Consider the following 19936-nt stretch of genomic DNA (forward strand, 5'->3'; position numbering starts at 1 on the left):
GCGGGATTACTCAACTGGAGGCAGGAGTGCAAGCGGAGCCGGGGCCAATGGCCGGTTCTATTCCTGAGGCGGGGCCCTCGCGGCGGTTCCTGCGGGACGAGACGGTGCTCGTCCTTGCGCTCTCACTGGGCGCGAGCGGAGTGTCCGCGCTGATCAGCTTTGTCGGCTCGGTCACAAGGCCGGGCGGCCTGAAGGATCAGGCGGCGACCCTCAACTCGTCGGCCGCGCCGGGGCGTCCATGGCTCGATCTCGCCTGGCAGCTGTTCGGCATCACGACCGCCCTGGTCCCGGTGGCCCTGGTCGCGCACTTCCTGCTGCGCGAGGGCTCGGGGCTGCGGGCCATCGGCTTCGACCGGAGCCGCCCCTGGCCGGACCTCGGGCGGGGTGCGGCGGTGGCCGCCGTCATCGGTTCCACCGGCATCGCGTTCTATCTGGCCGCCCGCGGGCTCGGCTTCAACCTCACGGTGGTGCCGGAGGACCTGCCCGACGTGTGGTGGAAGTACCCCGTGCTCGTGCTGTCCGCGCTGCAGAACTCCGTCCTCGAGGAGGTGATCGTCGTCGGGTATCTGCTGCGCAGGCTGGACCAGTTGGGCTGGAGCCCGACGAAGGCGATGATCGGGAGTTCGGTGCTGCGCGGCTCGTACCACCTGTACCAGGGCATCGGCGGGTTCATCGGGAACATGGCGATGGGTGTGGTGTTCGTGTACCTGTACCGGCGGTGGGGCCGGGTCGGGCCGCTGGTCGTGGCCCACTCCCTCCTCGACATCGGGGCGTTCGTGGGCTACGCGCTGCTCGCGGGGAAGGTGGGGTGGCTGCCGACGGCGTGAGGTGCGCGGCGGCGCGCGCCACGTCCGCGAGCGCGCGAGCCGCCCCGTTCTGCCCATGAGCCGTCGTCACGCCAGCAGATCGCCCTCGATGACCGTCACCGCGCGGCCGGTCAGGAGGGTGCGGTCGCCGCGCACCGCGGTGCGGACGAGGCCGGAGCGGGGGGAGGCCTGCAGGCCGGTCAGGTCGGTGCGGCCCAGGCGCTCGCTCCAGAACGGGGCGAGCGCGGTGTGCGCGCTGCCCGTCACCGGGTCCTCGTCGATCCCGACGCGCGGGAAGAAGCCGCGCGAGACGTAGTCGTACCCTCGGCCGGGGTCCTCGGCGGGCGCGGTCGCGATGACGCCGCGCTCGGAGTGCCGGGCGAGGCTCCGGTGGTCCGGCGTGAGCGCGCGGACCGCCTTCTCGTCGGCCAGCTCGACCAGCAGGTCGCCGAGGTGCGGGCCCGTGTCGTACGCGGCGAGCGGTCGCGCGCCCAGGGCCTCGACCGCGGCCTCCGGCAGCTCGGCCGGGGTGAGCGGGGCCGTCGGGAAGTCGAGCGTGAGGGTGCCGTCGGCGTGGACGGTGGCGCTGAGCACGCCGGCGCGGGTGGCGAAGCGCACGGGGCCGGTGGCGGCGCCCGTGGCGTGCAGGACGTGGGCCGTGGCCAGCGTGGCGTGGCCGCACAGGTCGACCTCGGTGGCGGGTGTGAACCAGCGCAGCGCCCAGTCCGCCTCGCCGCCCGGGGGCAGGGGGTGGGCGAAGGCCGTCTCGGCGTGATTGACCTCCATGGCCACGTGCTGGTGCCAGGTGTCGTCCCTGAACGCGTCGAGGAGTACGACCCCGGCGGGGTTGCCGGTGAACGGGCGGTCGGCGAAGGCGTCGACGATACGGATCCGCGTGCTCGGTGCTGTCGTCATGGGACGACGTTAGAAGGCCAATCATGCGGGCCGCCAAGGCCAATTCGCTTCGACTGGACCTGAACTCCGGCCACTGCGCGGCGGTGGGTGTTCCGGGCGGCGCACCACCCGGAACACCCACGATGCCGATGTGGCAGCGGGCCTACCGCGCGAGTCGGGCCAGTTCGTCGAGGCGCGTCAGCTTCTGCGGATTTCGCATCAGATAGACCCGGGTGACCCGGCCGTTCTCCACCACGAGGCTCACCGCGGTCGGCTCGCCGTCGATCTCGAACCGGCCCGCGGGTGCGCCGTTGAGCCACACGGTGGTCGTTTCGAACGCGGCCGTCAGCTGGTTCGCGCGTGCGAGCACCGTCGCCACCAACTCGGACCCGTGGAGCGGAGCCAGCGCGGCCGCCGCGCGCCCGCCGCCGTCGGCGATCATGACCACATCCGGCGCCAGGACCTCCATCAGCTCCTGCAACCGCCCCGTGCGCAGAGCGAGAAGGAACCGATCCATCACGGCCTGCTGCTCCGACCGGCTCACCCGCGCCCGCGGCCGCCGGGCCGCCACGTGCGCGCGGGCCCGCCGTCCGATCTGACGCACCGCGACCGCGGACTTGCCGATGGCCTCGGCGATCTCGGCGTACGGCATCTCGAAGACCTCCCGGAGCACGAACACCGCACGCTCGGTGGGCCCGAGCGTTTCGAGCACGGTCAGCATCGCGATCGAGACGCTCTCCGCGAGTTCGACGTCGTCGGCGACATCGGGGCTGGTGAGCAGTGGTTCCGGCAGCCACTCGCCCACGTAGTCCTCGCGGCTGCGCGACAGCGTCCGCAGGCGGTTGAGCGCTTGCCGCGTGACGGTTCTGACGAGGTAGCCCCGCGGGTCGCGCACCTGCGCGTGGTCGACGTCGGCCCAGCGCAGCCAGGACTCCTGGAGCACGTCCTCCGCGTCGGCCGCCGACCCGAGCATCTCGTAGGCGACGGTGAACAGCAGGCTGCGATGGGCGACGAACGGATCCTCGGCCATCACGACGACAGGGCCGCGCCGGAGCTCTGGGCGCCCGCGGCCAGCGGAATCCCGCAGGCGTCGGAGAAGCCCTGCGACGAGATCCCGTTCGCGTTGTTGTTCCTGGTCGCCATGTTCACGAAGGCGATGTACGCGGTGAGCTCGACCATCGCCGCCGCGCCGAGTCGGTCGAGGAGGCCCGCGTACAACTCGTCGGTGACGGTCGGCGGCGTGCTCGACATGGCCTCGGCGTACTCCAGGACGTCCCGCTCCAGCGGCGTGAACACCTGCGACTCCCGCCAGCGCGGCACCTGGCTCGCCTTGGTCAGGTCCAGGTTCTGGTTCTGCGCCTGGAAGTAGCCGACGTCGAGGCACCAGTCGCAGCCGACCTGTGCCGCGACCGCCATGTGCGCGAACGACTTGAGGCTCGCGTCGGCCGCGTCCCACTCGGCCAGCCTGGCCGAGAACTCCAAGTTGGACGTGGCGACCTTGGGGTTGTGCCACACCACCTCGACGGGCTCGGCCACGGCGCCGAGCTGCTTGATCATGCTCTCGCCCAGCTCGGCGGGGAGCTCTGCCTTCGGAATGCGCGGTGTCATGAGGTTCTCCCTGTCCGGTGGCCTGCTGGCCTGTTGGCCTCGTGGCCTGCTCGACATGAAGACACCGCCGGATCCACGGATGTGACAAGGGGTTGCCGACCGAACAGTTCCGATATATCGTTGAAGCATCGCGACTGATCAACGATGTCACTGATCGCGATGTCGCGGAAGGCTCGTCATGAGGCGAGCGGCGATGAGACGAAAGGGATGATCGATATGCGATCCCACGGTTTTGAGCACACGCACGGCGGCCATGGACGCGGGCGCGGCCCGTACGGACCCGGTCGTGAGGGCCGGGGCGGTTCCGAGGGGCGGCGTGCCGCCTTCGGGCCCTTCGGTCCCGGGTTCGGCGGCCCTTGGGGCGGTGGCCGCGGGGGCAGGGGCGGGCCCCGGGGCAGGGCGCGGCGCGGTGATGTGCGCGCCTCGATCCTGGCCCTCCTGAAGGACCGGCCGATGCACGGTTACGAGATGATCCAGGAGATCGCCGAGCGCAGCGGCGGCGCGTGGAAGCCCAGCCCCGGCTCGGTCTACCCGACCCTCCAGCTCCTGGAGGACGAGGGCCTGATCGCCAGCGAGAGCGAGGGCGGCAAGAAGCTGTTCGCGCTCACCGACTCCGGCCGCGAAGCGGCGGACGAGGGCCCGGACGCCCCCTGGGAAGAGGCCGGGCGCGGGGTCGACTTCGAGGCGCTCACCGAGATCCGGCAGGCCGGGTTCGGCCTGATGGAGGCGTTCGGCCAGGTCTGGAAGACCGGCTCCAAGGAGCAGCGCGAGAAGGCGCTCACGGTCATCAACGACGCCCGTAAGAAGCTGTACCTGATCCTCGCCGATGAGGACTGACGCGGAGCGGGCTCGCCGCCCGCACCGCTGGTGAGGCGCCCCGCGCGGCACGCGCGGGGCGCCTCGCTGTCGTCGTGCCCCCGGCGTGCCAAGGTCAGCTCACCAGCGCGCCCAGCTTGCGGAGGGACTCGTTCATGGCCGCCGTCGCCGAGTCCTTGAGCTTGCCCGCCATGAGGCTCACCGCGGCGCCGGAGAACTCGCCGTTCGCGCGGATCGTCGTGGCCTCGCCGTCGGCTTCGAGCGTGTAGCGGGTGCTGACGTCGACGCCCATCGGGCCCTTGCCCTTGATCGCGAAGGTGCGGGCCGTCTCCACCTCCACGATCGTCCAGGCGACCTCGGCCGGAAAACCCATCAGCTTCATGTTCTCCGTGAAGGTGCCGCCCGTTACGAGGGTCTCGGGGCCACCCTTCGGGAAGCTGGTGTGCGTGGAGTTCCACCGCGCGTACGACGTGAAGTCCGTGAGCTGCTCCCAGACCTTCTCCGCCGGTGCCTCGATGCGCGCCTCCGCGCTCACTTCGGCCAATGCGACCACCCCTTCTCGTCGGGTGCTGCGCCGGGCGCAGCCACGGTGTCGCGGAACGTATCCGCAGGCCCCGGAACATTCAATACTGATGGGTCATCAGATCTGGCCGCCCGGGTAGGGTTGGGTTCTTTGCCCGGACCGCAGGAAGGCCCTCAATGCCCTGGTCAGCCCACCCCGCCGTGGTGGCGCGGCTGCGTGCCGCGGGCTGTGTGTTCGCCGAGGACGAGGCGGACCTGCTGCTCGCCGCCGCCGACGGCCCCGACCAACTGGACGCCATGGTGGCGCGGCGGGTGAGCGGCCTTCCGCTGGAACACGTCGTCGGGTGGGCCGAGTTCGCCGGGCTGCGGGTCGCCGTCGACCCGGGCGTCTTCGTGCCGCGCCGCCGCACCGAGTTCCTGGTCCGCGAGGCGGCCTCGCTCGCCGGGCCCGGCGCCGTGGTCGTCGACCTGTGCTGCGGCTCGGGCGCGCTCGGCGCCGCGCTCGCCGTCGCCCTCGGACGCGTCGAACTGCACGCCGCCGACATCGACCCGGCCGCCGTGGCCTGCGCCCGCCGCAACGTCGCCGCCGCCCGAGGGCACGTCCACGAGGGCGACCTCTACGAAGCGCTGCCCGGCCGACTTCGGGGCCGTGTCGACGTCCTGCTCGCGAACGTTCCGTACGTCCCGACGGACGAGGTCGCCCTGCTGCCCGCCGAGGCGCGCGAGCACGAGGCGCGGGTGGCCCTCGACGGGGGCGTGGACGGGCTCGACGTGCTGCGGCGGGTGACCGCGGACGCGCGGCGGTGGCTGGCGCCGGGCGGACGGCTGCTGTTCGAGACGAGCGAGCGCCAGGTGCCGTCGGCGGTCGAGGCCGTCGGGGCGGCGGGGCTCGTGCCGAGGGTGGTCACGGACGAGGAGCTGTACGCGACTGTGGTGGTGGGGGAGCGGGTGTAGGCGTGGGGGGTGGGGGAGCAGGCACGGGCGTGCGCGGTGGGGAGCAGGCACGGGCGTGCGCGGTGGGGAGCGGGCGCGCGTGGCCGGGCGGGCTCCCGTAGCGGCTCTCGACCTGTACGGGGTGCCGCCGCCGCGCCCCCCTCAGCCCACCCGCTGTATCACCGCCGCGTCGAAGAGGTCCAGGGCGCGCGGGAAGGGTCCCTCGTCGTGGCAGTGCCAGGCGTCCCAGAACAAGTCGGCGGGCAGCGCGTCCGCGGGGGCGTACACCCGGTACACGTACTGTCTGCCGTCGATGGCCAGGAGGGCGACCATCCAGCACCTGCTCTCCATGCCTCTGACAGACGAGCGCCGGTGCGCGTCGGTTGCGCACCCGGCGTGAAGCAAGGCGGCGCGCGCCCCACCTGGGAAAACGGTCAGATGTCATCCGTAAGGAGGACAACCTATCCGGCCATCCCCAACCTGTGTCGGACGGGGAAATGCTTCCCGCCGCCGATGCCGTGGCTCCCGGAGGCTGATGGGGTGGGGGATGTGCAAAGCCGTACCCCCCAGGGCGCCGAACCCGGCCCGAACCGAGCAGACATCGAATCCAGCCTGAGCGTGGCGCTGGCCTCGGTGATGGCCGGTGCGCGCCGACGGGCCGTGCGCGACGGGGACCGGCAGGTCGACACCGCGCATCTGCTGCACTCGCTCCTGGAACAGGAGCCGCGGGTACGGTCCGTCTTCGACGGCGGCCCGCAGGTCGCCCGGCTGCTCGGCTATCTCGTGCAGCGCAGCATCGGCTACGGGCTGCAGTGGCAGGGCACCGTCGAGGACTCCGGAGCCGTGCCGTTGGTGTCAGCCGCCAAAGAAACGGTTCTCTCGCCCGCGGCCGCAGGTGCCATGGAGGCCGCGTCCGACCGTGCCACCCTGCGCGGCGAAGCGGAGGCCGAGGGCGTCGACCTGCTCGCCGCCCTCGCCGCCGACACCGAGTGCCGGGCCGCGGAGGTGCTGCGCCGCGCGGGTGTGGACGCGGACGCGCTGCTGCTGCGGATCGAGAACGGGTGCGAGACGGGGTGCGAGTCGGGCTGGTGAGCTGGTGGCCGCCAGCGCCGGATGGGGCGGGAGTGCCCGGACACCCGAGGTGCTCGTAGCGCTCGCGGGCGTCCGCTGTCCGCCGGTTGAGACAGTGGTCAAAGAGGGTGACGGTCATGACGTCGCCTGTCATCATGTGCCGGTGCTTGGGTCTGAGGAGAAGTCGCAGGGGAACCCGCAGGGGCGTGCCGAGCGCGGGCGCGGGCTCGGTCTCGGCCTCGCACTCCTCTCGGCGTTCGCGTTCAGCGGCTCGGGCGTCGCGGCCAAGCCGTTGATCGAGGCGGGCCTCGACCCGCTGCACGTGGTGTGGCTGCGGGTGGCGGGCGCCGCCCTGGTGATGCTGCCGATCGCCTGGCGCCACCGCGTGCTGGTGCGGCAACGGCCCGCGCTGCTCGCGGGCTTCGGGCTCCTCGCCGTCGCCGGTGTGCAGGCCTGCTACTTCGCCTCGGTCTCCCGCATCCCCGTCGGCGTGGCCCTCCTCGTCGAATATCTGGCGCCCGCCCTCGTCCTCGGCTGGGTCCGGTTCGTGCAGCGCAGGCCCGTCACCAAGGCCGCCGCGTTCGGCGTGATCCTCGCCGTGGGCGGACTCGCCTGCGTCGTCGAGGTGTGGTCGGGCCTGAGCTTCGACACCGTCGGGCTGCTGCTCGCGCTCGGCGCCGCCTGCTGTCAGGTCGGCTACTTCGTCCTGTCCGACCAGGGCAGCGACGCGGGTGACAAGGCGCCGGACCCGCTCGGCGTCATCGCGTACGGGCTGCTGGTCGGCACGGCCGTGCTCACCGTCATCGCGCGCCCCTGGGGCATGGACTGGCAGGTGCTCGCCCGGAGCGCCGACATGGACGGCTCGGCGGTGCCCGCCTGGGTCCTCATCGGCTGGATCGTGCTGATCGCCACCGTCGTCGCGTACGTCACCGGGGTCGTGTCCGTACGTCGGCTCTCGCCACAGGTCGCGGGCGTCGTGGCGTGCCTGGAGGCGGTCATAGCGACCGTGCTCGCCTGGGTCATGCTCGGCGAACAGCTCTCGGCGCCGCAACTCGCCGGGGGCGCCATCGTCCTGGTGGGCGCGTTCATCGCCCAGTCGGCGACCCCCGCGAAGCCGGTGAGTTCCGTGGTCCGCGTCTCGGACTCCGAAGAGGAGTTGTCGACGAGCGGCAGCGCCGCCTAGGCTGGCGATCATGCACGCACGAGCGCTCGTCCTTCCGCCTCCCGCCGCCTAGCGCGCGGGCCTCTCACGGATCACGCCCGGCCATCGGCCGGGTGGACGGTGCTGCCCGCAGACGCCAGTCCTGGACCTGCGTCGCCGGGCCTTTCTCCCGAGCGTGTCCACGCACCCACAGCTCTGTACGGGTGCCTGCGCTCCGGTGCGCCCGTGACGCGGTCTTCCTCCTGAACCTCTGCGGAGAATTCCACGTGTCGAGCGTGTCAAGCATGTCGAACGCGTCCAGCGCGTCGACCGAGTCAACTGCCGCGTCCGGTCTTTCCGTCCGGCGCGGCCTCCTGTATCTGGGCATCGCCGGTGCCGCCTGGGGCACCGCCGGAGCCGCCGCGTCGCTGGTCTTCTCGGACAGCGACATGGGGCCCGTCGCCCTCTCCTTCTGGCGCTGCGCCGGAGGGTTCCTGCTGCTGCTCGGCGCGCGGCTCGCGCGGCCGCGCCGGGGCGCGCGCTCCGGGGCCGGTCTGCCGCGCCGCTGCCGGGCGCTGCGGGTCACCGCCATCGGTGTGGTCCTCGCCGTCTTCCAGACCGCCTACTTCGCCGCCGTGGAGGCCACCGGGCTCGCCGTCGGCACGGTCGTCACGCTCGGCGCGGGGCCCGTCCTCATCGCGCTCGGCGCCCGTCTCACCCTGGGGGAGCGGCTCGGGCTCGGCGGGAGCTGCGCCGTGGGCGGAGCGCTCGCCGGACTCGCCGTGCTGTTCGTCGGCGGCGGGGACGCGGCCGTACGCCCCTGGGGTGTCGCCTTCGCGTTGGTGTCGGCGGCCGGGTACGCCGTCATGACGCTGCTGACCCGGTGGTGGGGGCGCGACGGCGGGGCGGACTCCACCGGCGGCACGACGTTGTGGGCCTTCGCCGTCGTGTCGGTGTGCCTGCTGCCGCTCGCCGCCGCCGAGGGCCTCGTGCCGCACACGGCCGAACCCGCGCGCGTGCTGGCCTGCTTGCTCTACATCGCCGCCGTGCCGACGGCTCTCGCGTACGCGCTGTACTTCGCCGGGGCCGCTGTCGTCCGGTCCGCGACCGTCTCCGTGATCATGCTTCTGGAGCCGGTGAGCGCGGCCGCCATCGCCGTCGCGCTGCTCGGCGAGGAACTCAACACGGCGACCGTCGCGGGCACGCTGCTGATGCTCGCGGCGGTCACGGGGCTCGCGGGTGCGGAGGCACGGGGGGCCGCGCGAGGGCGCGAGGAAGGGGCGTGACGGCGTAGCGGGGGCGGGGCGCGCCGCCTGTCGGCCTGCGCCCCGCCCGCCGGCTCCGGCTACTGTGCCGACCGCCCGCCCAACTGGTGGGCCAGCGCGGCCGCGTCGCGCGGGCCGCCGCGCTCCTTCAGGCCCGCCGCTATGCGGTCCTGCACCTCCAGCGGCTTGTGGTGGGCGTACTTGAACTTCGCCTGTACGTCGACGACATCGAGGGACACCCCTCGGATGCCGGAGAGCAGCCTGCCGAACGGCTCCTCGCCCACGGCCGTCCGCGCCGAGCCGCCGTCGGGCTGGAAGTGGCCGACCTGGTGGTTCAGGAGCTCGGCCTTCTCGGCGGGGTCGTCCACGATCCGGGCCGTGCAATGCAGCTGGACGGCGGAGTAGAAGCTGGTCGGCACGCCCTGTTCGGCCGGGACGTCCGGGGCGGCGCCCCACGGTCCCGGCACGAAGACGTAGTCGTCCACGATGCTCAAGACGACGTCCGGGTTGGCCTCAAGGGCGGCCCACAGTGGGTTCGGGCGCGCCAGGTGGAGCAGGACGCGGCCGCGCGGGCCGGAGTCGGCGTCGTACACGAAGTGCGTCGGCTGGATGTGTGGCGGCTCGCCGGGCAGGCCGTTCACGGCGAGCTGCCCGAAGTCGTGCTGGGCCAGCCATCGTTGCCACTCGGTGTCGGAGGCCGGCGCGTCCCAGGGGTGGACGAGCAGCACCATGTCAGACCTCGGGCAGATAGTCGGGCACGGCGATGCCGGGGGCGAGGTCGTCCGACGGAATGACGGGGTCGTAGCCCTTGCGCAGCGGGACGACACCGGACCAGTAGGGCAGGTCCATGTCCTCCGGCTCGTCGTTCGGGGCGCCCGTGCGCATCTTCGCCGACACCTCGTCCAGGTCCAGGTACAGCACGGCGGTCGCGGCCAGCTCCTTGGCGTTGGCGGGACGGGAGTCGGCGGCGCGGCCGGGCACCACGTGGTCGACGAGGGAGTCCAGGGCGGTGCGCTTCTCCTCGGGGTCCGTGACCTGCCGCGCGATGCCGTGCACCACCACGGAGCGGTAGTTGATGGAGTGGTGGAAGGCCGAGCGGGCCAGGACGAGACCGTCGACATGGGTGACCGTCAGGCACACCGGAAGGCCCGGGTCCGCCTCGCTGTCCGGCGTGGCGCCCGCCATCCTCAGGGGCCGTGACCCCGTCGAGCCGTGCACGTAGAGACGCTCGCCGACCCGGCCGTACAGCGTCGGCAGCACCACGGGGGCGCCGTCGCGCACGAAGCCGAGGTGGCAGACGTACGACTCGTCGAGTATCGCGTGCACCAGCTCGCGGTCGTACGCCGCGCGATCGCGGGACCGCGTGGGGACGGTGCGGTCGGTCGGGGTGTAGGGGGCGCTGTCCGGCGTGGCCGGCTGCGTCGTCGTCTCCATGGCCTTCTCCATCGCTTCGCGGGATCCTGCGGTTCGGGGTCGTCTTGCCGCGCCTTGCCGACGCTTTTGCACTAGTGCATAATGTGCTTTGTGCTAGGAGAGTATCCGATCGAAGGGCGCGGCGCAGCAGAGATCGCGTCGAGCGTCGAGCGCGCGGTGAGCGGCGGTGTGCTGGAGCCGGGGCAATCGCTGCCTCCGATGCGGGAGTTGGCGGTTCACCTGGGCGTCAATCCCAATACGGTCGCGGCCGCGTACCGCACGCTGCGCGAGCGCGGCGTGATCGAGACGGCTGGTCGGCGCGGCAGCCGCGTCCGCAGCAAGCCCGCCACGACGGCCCGCGACTACGTCCGCCTCGACGTTCCGCCCGGCGTGCGCGACGTGTCGAGCGGAAACCCCGACACGGCCCTGCTGCCGCCCCTCGCCGGGGCGTTCGCGGCAGCCGCGGCGCAGTCGGACCGGGCGCCCGCGCTGTACGGGGAAGCGCCGGTGGTGCCGGAGTTCCAGCGCCGAGCGCGTGCGGACCTTGACGCGGACGGGGTGCCGGACGGGCCGGTCGCCCTCACGTCCGGGGCGCTGGACGCCATCGAGCGGGTGCTCGCCGTGCGCCTCAAGATGGGCGACGCGGTGGCCGTCGAGGACCCGGGCTGGGGGAGCGTGCTCGACCTCGTGTCCGGGCTCGGGCTCCGGCCGGTCCCGGTCCGGGTGGACGACGACGGGCCGCTGCCCGACGACGTGGAGCGAGCGCTCCGGTCCGGCGCGCGGGCCCTGGTCGTCACCGGCCGCGCCCAGAACCCGACGGGGGCCGCCATCAGCGCCGCACGCGCGCGTGCCGTGCGCGCGGTCCTCGCCGCGCACCAGGACACGCTCGTCGTCGAGGACGACCACGGCCACGGCATCGTCGACCTGCCGTTGCACACGCTGTCGGGCGCCACGCGCGCGTGGGCCTTCGTTCGCTCCACGGCGAAGGCCTACGGTCCGGATCTGCGGCTCGCCGTGCTCACCGGGGACGCGGAGACGGTCGACCGGGTGCAGGGGCGGATCAGCCTGGGCCCCGGGTGGGTCAGCAAGGTGCTCCAGCGGGCCGTCGTGTGCCTCTGGGAGGGCGGGGCGGTGGACGCGCGGGAGGTGTCGGCGGCGTACGGGCGCAGACGCGACGCGCTGATCGAGGCGCTCGCCGCGCGCGGGGTCGCGGCCCGCGGCCGCAGCGGGATGAACGTGTGGGTGCCGGTGCCCGACGAGACCGGTGTGGTCGCGAGCATGCTGCACGCCGGCTGGGCGGTCTCGCCCGGCGCCCGGTACCGCCTCGATTCGCCCCCCGGGGTGCGGATCACCGTGTCCCCGTTGTCCGGCGACGACATCGTCGCGGTGGCCGACGCGGTCGCGGCGGCTGTCGGGCCGGTGCCTGCGCGGAGGTATGGCTGAGGGGGATGGGGGTGGACGTATGGCTGAGGGGTGATGGAGGGGCGGGGGTGCGCCATGCCCTTGGGTGCTGCTCGGACGGCGCTGGGCCCGCCGTCCCCTCTGGGCGCAACGCGCCCCCTCGGCGCACGTTACGTCCCCTGGGGTGCGCGAGCCCGCGGCCTCGACTGGGTGAGTGCCGCGCCCGCCAGGATGACAACGGCTCCGACGGGCGTCGTCCACGTCAGCGACTCGCCGAGCACCGCGACGCCCGCCGCCGTCGCGATGACGGGGATGAAGTACGTGACCATCTGGGCCATCGTCGGGCCGACCTCGGCGACGATGCCGTACTGGATCAGCAGCGCGATGCCCGTGCCGAGCGCGCCCAGGGCGACGATCGCGAGCAGCGGCACCACCGGGAGGTGGTTCGGCATGGACGTGAACAGGGGCGTCACGACGGCCAGTTCGAGGGTGGCCAGGAGCAGCTGCGTGCCCGTCAGGGCGAGGTTCGAGTGGCCGGAGCCCGCCAGCGTGCGACGGACGTAGATCCAGCCGATCGGATAGCTCAGCGAGGCGAGCAGAGCCATCGCCGTGCCGCGCGGCTCCAGGTCGCTGAAGCCCTGCCAGGCGCCGAGCACCGTGAGCACCCCGATGAAGCCGAGCGCGAGCCCCGCGACCCGGCGCCGCGTCGGGCGGTCCTCGGAGAGCGCGGCGAGCGAGAGGACCATGCCCCACAGCGGTGAGGTCGCGTTGCAGATGCCCGCGAGCGTCGAGGGGATCGTCAGCTCGGCGTAGGCGAAGAGGGAGAACGGCAGGGCGTTGAGCAGCAGGGCCGCCACCGACAGATGGGCCCAGGTGCGCGGGGAGCGCGGCAGCCGCTCGCGCTTGACGACCAGGACGGCGGCGACCACCGCCGTGCCGAAGAAGAGCCGCCCGAAGGTGACCTGGAACGGTGCGTACCCCTCCGTGCCGACCTTGATCAGGAGGAAGCTGAAGCCCCAGATCAGGGACAGGACGGCGAAGCGGACGCGCCAGTCCAGGGCGCGGCGCCCGGCTGCCCGCGCCCGGGGCCCCCGCCGGCGGGACTCCCGCCCGGCGGAATCCGCGGCGGCCGAGGCGGCCGACGTGGGCCCGGCGGACTCCGTGGGTCTGGCCGACTCCCTGGACGTGATGGACGCGGCGCGTGTGCCGGGTGTGGTGTGTGGGTCCGACGCGATGGTCGGCTCGGGGGTGGACGTCGGCGCGGAAGGGGCCGCGGAGGTGCTCATGCACGCCACCATGGGGTATCTGACGTCTTAGTACAAGCGAGATTTGTTGCCCGGTATCGCGTAGCATCGCTTACATGTTGAACTTGGAGCGCCTGCGGACCCTCGACGCCCTCGCCCGGCACGGATCGGTGAGCGGTGCCGCGGCGGGCCTGCATGTCACGACGTCCGCCGTGTCCCAGCAGATGACCAAGCTGGAGCGGGAGGTGGGCCAGCAACTGCTCGCCAAGAACGGCCGGGGCGTGCGCCTCACCGACGCCGGACGGCTGCTCGCCGAGCACGCCGCGCGCATCCTCTCCCAGGTCGAGCTCGCCCAGTCGGACCTGGAGCGGCAGCGCGGCCAGGCGGTCGGCGAGCTGCGGATCTCCGCCTTCCCGACGGCGATGCGCGGGCTCCTGCCGGCCGCGCTGTCGTCCCTGCGCGTGCGCCACCCCGGGCTGCGCGTCAGCGCCCAGGAGCTGGAGCCGCAGCAGGGGGTGAACGGCGTGGTGCGCGGCGACCTGGACCTGGCGGTGGTCCTCGACTGGTACAACAAGCCGCTGCCGGTGCCCGAGGGCCTGATGAAGGCACCGCTCATCGACGACCCGGCGGACGTCGCGATGCCGGTCGCCCACCCGATGGCCGACCGCCCCGAGGTGGACCTGGAGGACTTCGCGGACGACGAGTGGATCACGTGGGCGGAGGGCGAGTTCTGCCATGAGTGGCTGATGTTCACGCTGCGCGCGAAGGGCTTCGAGCCGCGCATCGGGCACCGCGCGGAGGAGCACCACACCCAGCTCGCGCTGGTCGCGGCGGGACTCGGGGTCTGCGTGGCGCCGCGGCTCGGCCGCGACCCGATGCCGACGGGCGTGCGCACGGTCCCGGTGCGGCACCGGGTGCGGCGGCATGTGTACGTGGTGTGGCGCGCGGACGCCGACCGGCGGCCGTCGATCCGGGCGGCCGTGGAGGCGCTGCGGGTGGCGGGGGCAGGGCTGGGGTGAGGGGGCGTCGGCCCTTTGGGCGAGGGGCGGTTGGGCTGAGTGAGGGGTGGCCGGGGCAGCCTGAGAGTGGCCAGGGCGGTCTGAGGCCGACCCGGGGCAACCGTAAGGGCCTGTGCGGCGGGTCGGTGCCGCGACGCCGACCCGCCGCAGGGGCCCTAGAGCTGCGCCAGCTTCCGGAAGTCCCAGGAGGCGATCGCGTCCGGCGTGAGCCGCAGCCACGCGTGCCGGCCGTCGTGCACCATCTCCTCCAGGCCGAAGTTCTTCCGGGCGAACAGCCGCTCCGGCAGGTCGAGTTCCGGGCACGGCTCCCCGGTGCGCGGCGCCTCGCCGACGAACTCCGCGGTGCCGGTCAGTTCCACGCCGCGCAGCTCTCCGTACTGCTCACCGGCGTCGACGACCACGGCGACGCGCGGGTCGCGGCGCAGCTCGGCCCAGCGCCTGCTGCGCGTGATCGAGTACAGCCACAGGGACGTGCCGTCCCACGCGAACCACAGCGCGCTGACGTGCGGGGCGCCGTCGGCGGACACCGTCGCGACCCGGCAGGTGCGTTCGGCGGCGAGGAAGGCGTCCACCTCGTCCGGAGTCATCATGATCCGGCGACCGCGCCGCTGTGTGGTGGCCATGCGTCGTCCTCCCGTTTGCCGATGAGCCCGTCTCGTCGCTCAGGCCGACAGCGGACCGCGCGACTGCGAACCGGGCGGCAGACCGCGCAGCGGACCACGCGACTGCCGGACCGGGCGGCAGACCGCACGGCTGGCCGCAAAACTGACTGAGCGTCAGAGAAGCATGAGGCGTCTTCCTTCGTGACGCAATGCCGGTTAGCCTCCCGCGCACCGCGATCTCCGCCCGCGGGGCACCCCTGCCCGGCAGGCGCGCGGCACCGGTCGGCCCGTGGTCCGCGACAGGGGGAAGCATGCCGTCGTACGCACAGCTCAAGGAGATCCTCGACCCCGCGAGCACCGTCCTGATGACCGTCGAGTGCCAACAGGGCGTCGTCGGGACCGACAGCGCGCTGCCCGAACTCGCCAAGGAAGCCCGCTCGTCCGGCGCGCTCGGCAACGTCGCCCGCCTGGTGCACGCCGCGCACCTCGGCGGCGTCCAGGTCCTGCACGCCGTCGCCGAGCGCCGCCCCGACGGACGCGGAGCCAACCGCAACGCGCGGCTCTTCCGCGCCGCCGAACGGCTGCCCGTGCAGCAGCTGTCCGGCACGACGGCCGTGCGGATCGCGCCGCCGATCGAGGTCGCCGAGGAGGACTTCGTCGTACGCCGCCTGCACGGCCTGTCGCCGATCGCGGGCACCGACGCCGACGCGCTGCTGCGCAATCTGGGCTGCCGCACCCTGGTCGTGACCGGCGTCTCGGCCAACGTGGCGATACCGAACGCCGTCTTCGACGCGGTGAACCTCGGCTACACCGCCGTGGTGCCCGCCGACGCCATCGCGGGCGTCCCCGCCGAGTACACCCCCGCCGTCGTCAGGAACACCCTCGCCCTGGTCGCCACCGTCACCACGACGGAGGAGGTCCTCGGCGCATGGCAGGGGCCGCGCCGCTCCGGGTGAGCACCCGGCGCGACGCGGCCCCCGCCGACCTCGGAGAGCGCCCGCGTCAGGCCAGCTTGATCGAGTCGCCCTCGACGGTGATCTTCGTCGCGGGCAGCGGCTTCGGCGCCGGGTTCTGCTTCACGCTGCCATCGGTGATGTCGAACTTGCTGCCGTGACAGGGGCAGTTGATGGTGCCGCCCTCGACGCTCGTCACCGGGCACCCCTTGTGCGTACAGCGGTTCGAGAAGGCCTTGAACTCGCCCTTCTTCGGCTGGGTGACCACGACGTTCTCGTCCTTGAAGATCTTGCCGCCGCCCACGGGGATGTCCGCCGTCTTGGCCAGCACGGCACCGCCGCCACCGCCGCCCTCGTCCTTCTCGGAGGCCTCACCGGCGGGCTCCGACGAGTCCTTGCCGTCGTCCGAGCCGCAGGCGACGAGCGCGGCGGCCAGGCCCGCGGCCCCCACCGCGGCGACGACGGCGCGACGGGTGGGGCTCGGGGATCCGGCGGGGTGCGAGGAGGTGCTCAGGCAGAGGCCCGAGGGGCGTGCGGAGAGGGGGGTGGTGGGGCTGTCCGCCGTCGGCAGGAGCGGCTCGGCGGTGTCGGCCCTGTCTTCCCTGGAAGCAGTCATGCCGGATGGTACGGACGGCGGCGCCGGGTTGTTCAGGCGTTCAAGGACTTTTTCAGGAAGTCGAGCTCCAGATTCAGCAGATTGGCCGCAACGTCCTTCTGGGCCACCAGATGGCTCGCCCCGGGCAGCGGCAGGACCGTGTGCGGCCGCCCCGCCGCGAGCAGGGCCGACGACAGGCGCAGCGTGTGCACCGGCAGGACGTTGTCGTCGGACAGGCCGTGGACCAGCATCAGCGGACGCGACAGGCGGTGCGCGTGCGCCACCAGGGAGCAGCGTTCGTAGTGCGCGGGCTGTACGTCCGGGTGCCCCAGGAAGCGCTCCTTCCAGTGGGTGTCGTAGAGCCGCAGGTCGGAGGGCGCGGCCCCGGCCACCGCCGCGTGGAAGACGTCCGGCCGGTGCAGCACGGCGCCCGCCGCGAGATAGCCGCCGAAGGACCAGCCCCGGATGCCCACCCGCTCCAGGTCGAGGTCGGGAAACAGCTCGGCCGCGCCCCGGACCGCGTCCACCTGGTCGTCGAGGACGGGCGTCAACTGATCGCCGTACACCTCGTGTTCCCAGCCCCGCCCGCGCCCCGGCGTGCCCCGCCCGTCCGCGGTCAGCACCGCGAAGCCCTGCTCGGCGAACCACTGGGCGACGACCGTCCACCACGCGCGCGCCTGCGTCACGAGTTGGACGGAGGGGCCCGAGTACGGACACAGCAGGACCGGTAGTTTCCGGGAGCCCTGCTCGTGCCACGACGGCAGGAACAGCATGCCGCGCACCGCACGTTCCCCGAGGGCGAGGTGACGGGGGTTCGGCTTCACTATGGGCTCTTCGGAGTGCACGGCTATCCGTCCTGCGGGCCGCCCGCCGCGCAGCACGGTCACCGTGTGTCCGTCCGCTGTCCGGCTGTCGAGGACGACGGTGTCCCCGCCGACCGCTGCCGTGTGCACGCCCGGGCCCTGGCTGAGGCGCACCGGGGCGGTGGTGCGGACCGGGCCGTCCGCCGCACCGGCCACCGACCACGACCAGACGTGCGCCTCCGTGGGCTCGTCCGACGCCGTCAGCCACACCCGCTCGCCCACGATGGCGAGCACGGCGCGCACATGCAGTCCCGGCGGCGTCTCCGCGCTGCCCACGCGCAGGCCCGCCGTGTCGGGGTCGACGAGCCGGTGCAGCAGGGGCGTGCCGTCCGCGAGGCGGGCCGGGGTGCCCGGGACGAGGCCCAGCCACGGGCTCTCGTGCCGCTGGTCGACCAGGCGGCACGCGCCGCTCTCCGGGGCGACCTCCAGGACGCACGCCGTGCGCTGGTCGCGGGTCTGGAGGGTGACGAGGGGGCCGTGCGCGTCCCAGGACGCCCGCAGGACGTAGTCGAAGGCGGTGTCCGTCCATGCGGGCGCATGGCCGTCTCGTGAGCGCTCCGAGGCGTGCTCGGAGTCGTGTGAGCGCACCGAGGTTCGCTCTGACGCCTCTGACGCCTCTGACGCCTCTGACGCCTCCGACGCCTCCGACGGCGTGCGGACGGCGACGCGCGAGCCGTCCGTCCGCAGGATGTGCAGGGTCGTCTCCGCGTTGTCGGTGCCCGCCGCCGGGTACGGCACCGAGCGCGGCGGCCGCTCCGGGTGCGCGGGGTCGGAGAGCCACCAGCGCTGAACGCGCGCGGTGTCCACGCGCGCGACCAGCAGGGCATCGCTGTCCGGCGACCACCAGAACGCCCGGTGCCTGTCCATGGATTCGGCGGCGACGTGATCGGCGAGCCCGTACGTCACCTCGTCGCCCTCGGGCTCGGCCAGGGCCCGGTCGCCGGTGCCGTCGGCGCCGACCACGCGCAGGGCGCCCCCGGTGACGTACGCGATGAGCGAGCCGTCGGGCGAGGGGCGCGGGTCGACGACGGGACCCGGGGTGCCGATCCGGCGCGGCACGCCGCCGTCCGTGCGGACCGTCCACAGGGCGCCCGACACCGCGAAGGCGACCACGCGCGCGTAGTCGTCGGTGGCGAAGGACACCACTCCTTGGGAGGCCTCCCGCGCGCGTTCCCTGCGCACGCGTTCGGCCTCGGGCACCGGCCCGGCGGCGCCCAACGCGAGTGGATCCGCGAGCATCCGCTCGCCACCGAACCCGCCCTCGGCGCGTTCGCCAGCCTCGGCGTCTTCCCCCGCATCGGCCCCGACTTCGTACAGCCACAGCCTGCTGACCGGGTCGTCGCCCGCCGTCGAGCGCACGAACAGCACACGGGTGCCGTCCCGCGACACGGCGAAGCCGCGCGGCACCCCGAACGCGAAGCGGTGCGTGCGGGCGAACTGGGACGGGAGGTCAGGGGAGTTCATGGGGTGACGGTAGGCACCACGGAGGCGTTTCGGCAGGGGTGGGCGAGGGCTCCGGGGGAGCGGCCGGGGTGTCGGACCTCGGCAGTAACCTGGGGCGATGCTCACCGAAGTCACCGCCGTCCGGTACGTCACGCCGCTGCGTGAGGGCGGATCGCTGCCCGGACTCGTCGAGACCGACGACGGCCGCGGCGCCTACGAGACGTACGTCATGAAGTTCACGGGCGCGGGCCAGGGCCGCAAGACGCTCGTCGCCGAGGTGATCTGCGGGCGCCTCGCCCACCACCTCGGGCTGCGCGTGCCGGGACTCGCGGCGATCCGGCTCGACCCGGTCCTCGGCCTCGGCGAACCGGACCAGGAGGTGCAGCAGCTCCTGAAGTCGAGCGGCGGGCTGAACCTGGGCATGGACTACCTGCCGGGCGCCCTCGGCTTCGACCCGCTGGCCTTCGAGGTGGACCCGCTGGAGGCCGGGCGCGTCATCTGGTTCGACGCGCTGATCAACAACGTGGACCGCTCCTGGCGCAACCCGAACCTCCTGGTGTGGCACGGCGACGTCTGGCTCATCGACCACGGCGCGAGCATGATCTGGCACCACAACTGGCCGACGGCCCCGGCCGCGGCCGCCAAGCCGTACGCCGCCGCGGACCACGTCCTCGCGCGGTACGCCCCCGACATCGCCGCGGCCGCCGCCGAGCTGGCCCCCCGGGTCACCGCGGACCTGCTCGCCGAGGTGACCGCCGACGTGCCCGACGCGTGGCTGGCCGACGAGCCGGGCTTCGACACGCCGGACGAGGTGCGGCGCGCGTACGCCGAGATGCTGCTCCCGCGCGCGGAGAGCATCCACGAACGCATCACCCTGGAAGGCGCCGCGAAGTGAGCGAACCGACTGAGCCGACCGAACCGGGCGAGACGACCGACACGGCCGAGCCGAACAGCGCCCCCGCGCGGGACGTCTTCGAGTACGCGCTGCTGCGCGTCGTGCCGCGCGTGGAGCGCGGCGAGCAGTTCAACGCGGGCGTCGTGCTCTACTGCCGCGCCAAGTCCTACGTGGCCGCCCGCACGCATCTGGACGAGGCGAAGCTGCGCGCCCTGGACCCCGGGGCCGACCCGGCGGGCGTGCGCGCGGCGCTGTCGGCCGTCGAGGGCGTCTGCGCGGGCGGCGCCGCGGCCGGGCAGGCGGCGGGCGACGACGCCGGGCGGCGCTTCCGCTGGCTGATCGCGCCGCGCTCCACCGTCGTCCAGCCGGGGCCGGTGCACACGGGCCTCACCGCGGACCCCGAGGCCGAGGTGGAGCGCCTCGTGGAGCTGCTGGTGCGCTAGGGCGCCAGC

General features: G+C 73.3%; 22 protein-coding genes. 11 read left to right on the forward strand and 11 right to left on the reverse strand.

Annotated features, from left to right (window positions below; genetic code table 11):
- Positions 1-26 precede the first annotated feature (26 nt).
- Positions 27-827, forward strand: coding sequence for a CPBP family intramembrane glutamic endopeptidase (locus tag ACZ6BG_RS14235; protein ID WP_469000356.1), 801 nt, complete (start codon positions 27-29; stop codon positions 825-827).
- Positions 828-893: 66 nt separating this feature from the next.
- On the opposite strand, the gene ACZ6BG_RS14240 is transcribed toward ACZ6BG_RS14235, so the two are convergent.
- The 3 genes from ACZ6BG_RS14240 to ACZ6BG_RS14250 form a co-directional block, all read right to left on the reverse strand.
- A complete protein-coding gene (locus ACZ6BG_RS14240; protein ID WP_469000360.1) occupies positions 894-1721 on the reverse strand; it encodes a PhzF family phenazine biosynthesis protein in 828 nt (275 codons plus the stop codon).
- 142 nt (positions 1722-1863) lie between these two features.
- A complete protein-coding gene (locus ACZ6BG_RS14245) occupies positions 1864-2730 on the reverse strand; it encodes an RNA polymerase sigma-70 factor (RefSeq protein ID WP_469000363.1) in 867 nt (288 codons plus the stop codon).
- The gene (locus ACZ6BG_RS14250; protein ID WP_469000366.1) at positions 2730-3308 is read right to left on the reverse strand and encodes a carboxymuconolactone decarboxylase family protein; all 579 of its coding nucleotides are present in this window, start codon (positions 3306-3308) and stop codon (positions 2730-2732) included. Before ACZ6BG_RS14250 ends, ACZ6BG_RS14245 begins: the two co-directional genes overlap by 1 nt.
- Before the next feature lie 216 nt (positions 3309-3524).
- Here ACZ6BG_RS14250 and ACZ6BG_RS14255 point away from each other — a divergent pair, with 216 nt between their 5' ends.
- Positions 3525-4145 (forward strand): PadR family transcriptional regulator, encoded by a 621-nt coding sequence (locus ACZ6BG_RS14255; protein WP_469000370.1) that lies wholly within the window; start codon positions 3525-3527, stop codon positions 4143-4145.
- Positions 4146-4239: 94 nt separating this feature from the next.
- On the opposite strand, the gene ACZ6BG_RS14260 is transcribed toward ACZ6BG_RS14255, so the two are convergent.
- Positions 4240-4668, reverse strand: a complete 429-nt coding sequence (locus ACZ6BG_RS14260) for a type II toxin-antitoxin system Rv0910 family toxin (protein WP_469000373.1) — start codon at positions 4666-4668, stop codon at positions 4240-4242.
- Between the two features lie 155 nt (positions 4669-4823).
- On the opposite strand from ACZ6BG_RS14260, the gene ACZ6BG_RS14265 reads away from it, so the two are divergent.
- On the forward strand, positions 4824-5600 hold the full coding sequence (locus tag ACZ6BG_RS14265; protein WP_469000375.1) for a putative protein N(5)-glutamine methyltransferase: 777 nt from the start codon (positions 4824-4826) through the stop codon (positions 5598-5600).
- Positions 5601-5741: 141 nt separating this feature from the next.
- Here ACZ6BG_RS14265 and ACZ6BG_RS14270 read toward each other — a convergent pair whose 3' ends face one another.
- Positions 5742-5930: a hypothetical protein gene (locus ACZ6BG_RS14270; RefSeq protein ID WP_289953619.1), complete on the reverse strand. Its 189-nt coding sequence runs from the start codon at positions 5928-5930 to the stop codon at positions 5742-5744.
- Between the two features lie 198 nt (positions 5931-6128).
- Here ACZ6BG_RS14270 and ACZ6BG_RS14275 point away from each other — a divergent pair, with 198 nt between their 5' ends.
- The 3 genes from ACZ6BG_RS14275 to ACZ6BG_RS14285 all read left to right on the forward strand — a co-directional run bounded on the left by ACZ6BG_RS14275 (position 6129) and on the right by ACZ6BG_RS14285 (position 9077).
- Positions 6129-6671 carry a peptidase gene (locus tag ACZ6BG_RS14275; RefSeq protein WP_469000378.1) on the forward strand — a complete coding sequence of 181 codons (543 nt, stop codon included), beginning with the start codon at positions 6129-6131 and terminating at the stop codon, positions 6669-6671.
- Between the two features lie 142 nt (positions 6672-6813).
- Positions 6814-7833 (forward strand): EamA family transporter, encoded by a 1020-nt coding sequence (locus ACZ6BG_RS14280; protein WP_469000380.1) that lies wholly within the window; start codon positions 6814-6816, stop codon positions 7831-7833.
- Between the two features lie 263 nt (positions 7834-8096).
- Positions 8097-9077 (forward strand): DMT family transporter, encoded by a 981-nt coding sequence (locus ACZ6BG_RS14285; protein WP_469000382.1) that lies wholly within the window; start codon positions 8097-8099, stop codon positions 9075-9077.
- Between the two features lie 59 nt (positions 9078-9136).
- Here the strand turns inward: ACZ6BG_RS14285 and ACZ6BG_RS14290 are convergent, their stop codons facing one another.
- Both ACZ6BG_RS14290 and ACZ6BG_RS14295 read right to left on the reverse strand, forming a co-directional pair.
- Positions 9137-9781 (reverse strand): FMN-binding negative transcriptional regulator, encoded by a 645-nt coding sequence (locus ACZ6BG_RS14290; protein WP_469002877.1) that lies wholly within the window; start codon positions 9779-9781, stop codon positions 9137-9139.
- 7 nt (positions 9782-9788) lie between these two features.
- Positions 9789-10490, reverse strand: a complete 702-nt coding sequence (locus ACZ6BG_RS14295; protein WP_469000384.1) for a pyridoxamine 5'-phosphate oxidase family protein — start codon at positions 10488-10490, stop codon at positions 9789-9791.
- 90 nt (positions 10491-10580) lie between these two features.
- Between ACZ6BG_RS14295 and ACZ6BG_RS14300 the strand changes: the two genes are divergently transcribed.
- Positions 10581-11912 (forward strand): aminotransferase class I/II-fold pyridoxal phosphate-dependent enzyme, encoded by a 1332-nt coding sequence (locus ACZ6BG_RS14300; protein WP_469000386.1) that lies wholly within the window; start codon positions 10581-10583, stop codon positions 11910-11912.
- A 128-nt stretch (positions 11913-12040) separates the two neighbouring features.
- Here the strand turns inward: ACZ6BG_RS14300 and ACZ6BG_RS14305 are convergent, their stop codons facing one another.
- Complete coding sequence (locus ACZ6BG_RS14305; protein WP_469000389.1) at positions 12041-13156, reverse strand: DMT family transporter; 1116 nt, start codon at positions 13154-13156, stop codon at positions 12041-12043.
- Between the two features lie 74 nt (positions 13157-13230).
- Here ACZ6BG_RS14305 and ACZ6BG_RS14310 point away from each other — a divergent pair, with 74 nt between their 5' ends.
- On the forward strand, positions 13231-14133 hold the full coding sequence (locus tag ACZ6BG_RS14310; protein ID WP_469000391.1) for a LysR family transcriptional regulator: 903 nt from the start codon (positions 13231-13233) through the stop codon (positions 14131-14133).
- A gap of 155 nt (positions 14134-14288) precedes the next feature.
- Here the strand turns inward: ACZ6BG_RS14310 and ACZ6BG_RS14315 are convergent, their stop codons facing one another.
- Complete coding sequence (locus tag ACZ6BG_RS14315) at positions 14289-14756, reverse strand: pyridoxamine 5'-phosphate oxidase family protein (protein ID WP_469000393.1); 468 nt, start codon at positions 14754-14756, stop codon at positions 14289-14291.
- Between the two features lie 290 nt (positions 14757-15046).
- Between ACZ6BG_RS14315 and ACZ6BG_RS14320 the strand changes: the two genes are divergently transcribed.
- Positions 15047-15691 (forward strand): cysteine hydrolase family protein, encoded by a 645-nt coding sequence (locus tag ACZ6BG_RS14320; protein WP_469000396.1) that lies wholly within the window; start codon positions 15047-15049, stop codon positions 15689-15691.
- Between the two features lie 46 nt (positions 15692-15737).
- Here the strand turns inward: ACZ6BG_RS14320 and ACZ6BG_RS14325 are convergent, their stop codons facing one another.
- Positions 15738-16304 carry a Rieske (2Fe-2S) protein gene (locus tag ACZ6BG_RS14325; RefSeq protein ID WP_469000398.1) on the reverse strand — a complete coding sequence of 189 codons (567 nt, stop codon included), beginning with the start codon at positions 16302-16304 and terminating at the stop codon, positions 15738-15740.
- A 32-nt stretch (positions 16305-16336) separates the two neighbouring features.
- A complete protein-coding gene (locus ACZ6BG_RS14330; RefSeq protein WP_469000400.1) occupies positions 16337-18610 on the reverse strand; it encodes a S9 family peptidase in 2274 nt (757 codons plus the stop codon).
- 97 nt (positions 18611-18707) lie between these two features.
- Between ACZ6BG_RS14330 and ACZ6BG_RS14335 the strand changes: the two genes are divergently transcribed.
- Positions 18708-19484 (forward strand): HipA family kinase, encoded by a 777-nt coding sequence (locus tag ACZ6BG_RS14335; protein WP_469000402.1) that lies wholly within the window; start codon positions 18708-18710, stop codon positions 19482-19484.
- A gap of 89 nt (positions 19485-19573) precedes the next feature.
- The gene (locus ACZ6BG_RS14340; protein WP_469002879.1) at positions 19574-19927 is read left to right on the forward strand and encodes a DUF3037 domain-containing protein; all 354 of its coding nucleotides are present in this window, start codon (positions 19574-19576) and stop codon (positions 19925-19927) included.
- Positions 19928-19936: the final 9 nt, after the last annotated feature.

The organism is Streptomyces sp. NPDC041205, assembly GCF_055591765.1.

Bases quoted from the DNA above. Each gene is read 5' to 3' on its own strand.
- ACZ6BG_RS14295 (WP_469000384.1), bottom strand. From the start codon at position 10,490: ATGGAGACGACGACGCAGCCGGCCACGCCGGACAGCGCCCCCTACACC.
- ACZ6BG_RS14335 (WP_469000402.1), top strand. From the start codon at position 18,708: ATGCTCACCGAAGTCACCGCCGTCCGGTACGTCACGCCGCTGCGTGAG.
- ACZ6BG_RS14250 (WP_469000366.1), bottom strand. From the start codon at position 3,308: ATGACACCGCGCATTCCGAAGGCAGAGCTCCCCGCCGAGCTGGGCGAG.
- ACZ6BG_RS14305 (WP_469000389.1), bottom strand. From the start codon at position 13,156: ATGAGCACCTCCGCGGCCCCTTCCGCGCCGACGTCCACCCCCGAGCCG.
- ACZ6BG_RS14255 (WP_469000370.1), top strand. From the start codon at position 3,525: ATGCGATCCCACGGTTTTGAGCACACGCACGGCGGCCATGGACGCGGG.
- ACZ6BG_RS14285 (WP_469000382.1), top strand. From the start codon at position 8,097: ATGTCGAACGCGTCCAGCGCGTCGACCGAGTCAACTGCCGCGTCCGGT.
- ACZ6BG_RS14265 (WP_469000375.1), top strand. From the start codon at position 4,824: ATGCCCTGGTCAGCCCACCCCGCCGTGGTGGCGCGGCTGCGTGCCGCG.
- ACZ6BG_RS14245 (WP_469000363.1), bottom strand. From the start codon at position 2,730: ATGGCCGAGGATCCGTTCGTCGCCCATCGCAGCCTGCTGTTCACCGTC.
- ACZ6BG_RS14330 (WP_469000400.1), bottom strand. From the start codon at position 18,610: ATGAACTCCCCTGACCTCCCGTCCCAGTTCGCCCGCACGCACCGCTTC.
- ACZ6BG_RS14320 (WP_469000396.1), top strand. From the start codon at position 15,047: ATGCCGTCGTACGCACAGCTCAAGGAGATCCTCGACCCCGCGAGCACC.
- ACZ6BG_RS14310 (WP_469000391.1), top strand. From the start codon at position 13,231: ATGTTGAACTTGGAGCGCCTGCGGACCCTCGACGCCCTCGCCCGGCAC.
- ACZ6BG_RS14240 (WP_469000360.1), bottom strand. From the start codon at position 1,721: ATGACGACAGCACCGAGCACGCGGATCCGTATCGTCGACGCCTTCGCC.
- ACZ6BG_RS14325 (WP_469000398.1), bottom strand. From the start codon at position 16,304: ATGACTGCTTCCAGGGAAGACAGGGCCGACACCGCCGAGCCGCTCCTG.
- ACZ6BG_RS14315 (WP_469000393.1), bottom strand. From the start codon at position 14,756: ATGGCCACCACACAGCGGCGCGGTCGCCGGATCATGATGACTCCGGAC.
- ACZ6BG_RS14270 (WP_289953619.1), bottom strand. From the start codon at position 5,930: ATGGAGAGCAGGTGCTGGATGGTCGCCCTCCTGGCCATCGACGGCAGA.